Below are 3455 nucleotides of genomic sequence, written 5' to 3' on the forward strand. Positions count from 1 at the left end.
CTGTTTGTGCCTTAAGTCCTTCCCTGTATGGATTTCAGCTACTTTTGAGCGTAGGCGCTCTCATCGAATTTTATTTTAAGTTAATTATTTGCATAACAATTCCCGAAGAGCCGGAAAATGGGTCATTAAAGCTTAATTATCAGGAAAAAGCTCTGATCGTGTCTAAATTCTAGCTTTCTTTCGGGGCAAGCTTTCGGGTGATCAATAACTAACAGAAACTAAATTTTCGAGTTGTTGTTAGAAAATAGGCGAGCGCTCGCTTATAAAATAAGAGTTTCAGCACTTATGTGTTGACAGGGATTTTCCGAGATAGAAGAGCGATAAGATTTTTATTCACCTATGATAAACCTATGGCCTAAAATAATCATAAGGAGACAACATCACTCAATTTAAACTACTGACAGGAGAAGGAAAAGTCGGGACATACGGCGACTTGTTAAAATTAGGTAGTAGAGGAGATCACTTAACCCCTCATCATCTACCATCCAATGCGTATATGAAAGCGAAAATCAAAGGTTACACAACTAATCAAGGAATTGCTATCATGATGGAACACTTATCCCCCGGAAAAGGAGGTCGTCATCGTCAAACCTTATCTTATGGTAAAAGTCCAGACTTAACCCTTTCCCCTCGACAAACCTTAGCACAAGAAGTTTGGGATATTCGCTCAATTTATCTAGGTCAAGGATTATATAATGCAGATATTAGAAAGGGATTACAAGAACTCATTCAACTTAATAAAACTACCTGGTCAACCTTTTTTGATTAAGGAGCAACAACCCCATGAATTTAATAAAAATCCTACAAGAGAATCGCTTAATGAAAACACCCCAAGAAATTAACTTATTTGAGGAAACATTAGAAAAACTTGCCAAATATCCTGATGATAAACATTTAAAAGACTTACATCTTATCCTAGATGATAACTGTGAACATCCTGAAATTATGTTTAGTTTATTGCATTTTTTAGAAGATTTTGAAACCCAACAACAAATACAAGCTTTTATTGAAGTGATTCCTCAATTAATGATAACTGCACCAGAATGGACAAAAATCATTCACTATCGAATGATTAATGATGAATCTGCTGTTAAAATTTATCAGAATAGTCTGGAATTAGCCAATCAAAAAACACCTCATTTTTTGTATCAACTTTTACTAGAAAGCGTCAAAAATTATATTAATTCATCCTCGGAGGTCATCTTAACCTAAATTTTTGTATGACTTATAGAAATTAAAATGATATTTTGGTATCTGTAATCCCTTAAAAAATGTCGCTTTTTCTGGCATTTGTTCAACCTTGATTAATTTAATTTGAGACTCAGTGACTTCCCCCAACCCCCCAAAAGCCTGGATTGGGTAATAAAATCAAAAGTAAACCGCTCAACTAAACTTACTCAAACTTACTTAAAAGCCTGAAAGCTTAGTCATTCGTAGTGGGTCAAGCACTACAGGATTAAACGGCAAACCCTTTATTCCCTGGTCAATGACATCAGGAATTACTTTTCTAATGATGTTAAATGACCCATTGACATCGGCATTTAACAACTGATTTGTTCCCATTTTATACAGTCCCCTAGCTAACCTTTTTCCCTTAAATAATGGTTTTTCTTCACCATATTTAGGTAACTCATCCCTATCTAAAGCACTGGATTGTGAGGTATAGGATTCTTCAGTTATTATGACTTTTATTCCTTTTAATTGAGCTTTGTAGGTTAACATTTCTATTAATCTATAATGGGGAATATTGACAAATTGTTGATTATTCCTTTTTCCTAGATTAAGAGATTGTTTCATCCGCTCATTATGCCCAATTATTAACGTCCCTATTTGATGAATAATACACCAATCTATTACTCTTTTACTGGCTGTGTGTAGATAATTTTCTACTCGACAGTTTCGTTTATGGGTTAGGAATATCAATCTCTTAGATGAGGGTTGATTATTTCTGGTTTTCAGTTGAGATTGTAAGCGGGAACGTTGTTTGTTGTAGAAGGTGTTAATTGCTTTTAACGGTCTGCCATTTACCAAAAGAGGTGCTACACCTGTTTGATTTGTAGTTACAGCCATTAAGTTATTAACTCCTAAATCTACCCCAGCTATCTCTTGTTTATCTGTGGTTTCCGACCGTCTTTCATAGACTATTTCAATGACATAACAGCTACTTTTGGGGACAATTCTCACTTCAATTATTTCTCTTCGGGAAGTGGTCAATTTTACGTCGCTCATAGACAAGTGACAAATTCCTTCTTTTAAAGGTTTTTTATAAATTGATTCCTGAGAATATATCAGCAGGTTTCTTCCTTTGGTTTTGTCCTTATACTTAATAATTTTGGGTTTTCCTAAAAATTTTTCAGGGTGTTTTTTCCAAGCTCTAAAAGCGGCAAAATAACTAACCCAAGCCTGCTCTAATCTTCTGATTATCTGCTTGCTCACTTTCGTGGGTAAAGCTAAATAATCTGAGGTTTTAGATACCAGATGATAGAGTTGATTAAAACTCAGTTTTTGGGAGTTTTCAAAGAAATATTGGCGATAATGGTAGTTAGCTAGATTGAACAAATTTTTTGACAAGAAGGCATAATGGTCGATTTCTGACCATAAGGGATGGTTTTGACTGATAATATGACGTTCAACTAGCTTCATATCTTGATTATACCTGATAACGTTCTTAAAATCTATCGGTGGACAAAGTTACTTATTTTAGCTGTCTAGCTACAGAAATGAGTAGCTTTAAAAAGCTTTAGGTAGGTTTTTGGTTTCTGTGGTTAACCCTTGCCGGTTCCAAAATCAATCGAGATCACCCTGCCGCTGGACAAGATGCGATCGCTATTCAAACCCTAGAAGCGGCCGGGGCAGTTTTGGTGGGGGCGACCAATATGGATGAGTACGCCTACGGTTTTGTCACCGAAAATGCCCATTATGGTGCCACTGCCAACCCCCGCGATCCTAGTCGCGTCTCGGGGGGATCCTCCGGCGGTTCCGCCGCTGCCGTTGCCGCTAATTTAGTGCCTCTCGCCCTCGGTTCCGACACTAATGGTTCCGTGAGGGTTCCCGCCGCTTGCTGTGGCGTGGTGGGGCTAAAACCCACCTTTGGGCGCGTATCCCGTCAGGGCCTATTTTTGTTCGTTAGTAGTTTAGACCATCCGGGATTTTTTAGCGGCAATGTGGCGGATATGGCGGCTATTTGGAGTCTTTTTGCCAAAAATAACCTTAAAGCTTCTTTAAATGGCTTAGAGGGCGTAAAAATAGCCCTTGCCGACGATTATTTTCAGCAGGGAGCCGAACCAGAAGTATTCGAGGCGGTGACAGCGATCGCCGAACGTTTAGGAGTGAGCCAAAAAATCGCCATTCCCGAAACCGCCCGCGCCAGGGCAGCCGCCTATATAATTACCGCTTCCGAGGGCGCAAATTGGCATTTACCGCGTTTACAGACCAGATTAGAGGATTTTGACCCC

3 protein-coding genes and 1 pseudogene are annotated in these 3455 nt (G+C 38.5%); 3 read left to right on the top strand and 1 reads right to left on the bottom strand.

The features are described 5' to 3' along the window. Positions 1-496: 496 nt before the first annotated feature. Positions 497-769 (top strand): hypothetical protein, encoded by a 273-nt coding sequence (locus PX481_RS27970; RefSeq protein WP_002760442.1) that lies wholly within the window; start codon positions 497-499, stop codon positions 767-769. A 14-nt stretch (positions 770-783) separates the two neighbouring features. Then, positions 784-1212 carry an Imm30 family immunity protein gene (locus PX481_RS27975; protein ID WP_002760443.1) on the top strand — a complete coding sequence of 143 codons (429 nt, stop codon included), beginning with the start codon at positions 784-786 and terminating at the stop codon, positions 1210-1212. Positions 1213-1407: 195 nt separating this feature from the next. Here the strand turns inward: PX481_RS27975 and PX481_RS27980 are convergent, their stop codons facing one another. Next, on the bottom strand, positions 1408-2643 hold the full coding sequence (locus PX481_RS27980) for an RNA-guided endonuclease InsQ/TnpB family protein (RefSeq protein WP_288097198.1): 1236 nt from the start codon (positions 2641-2643) through the stop codon (positions 1408-1410). A gap of 122 nt (positions 2644-2765) precedes the next feature. Here PX481_RS27980 and PX481_RS27985 point away from each other — a divergent pair. Continuing rightward, a pseudogene (locus PX481_RS27985) lies at positions 2766-3455 on the top strand (amidase family protein); the annotation flags it as partial.

The organism is Microcystis sp. M53603_WE2, assembly GCF_030065435.1.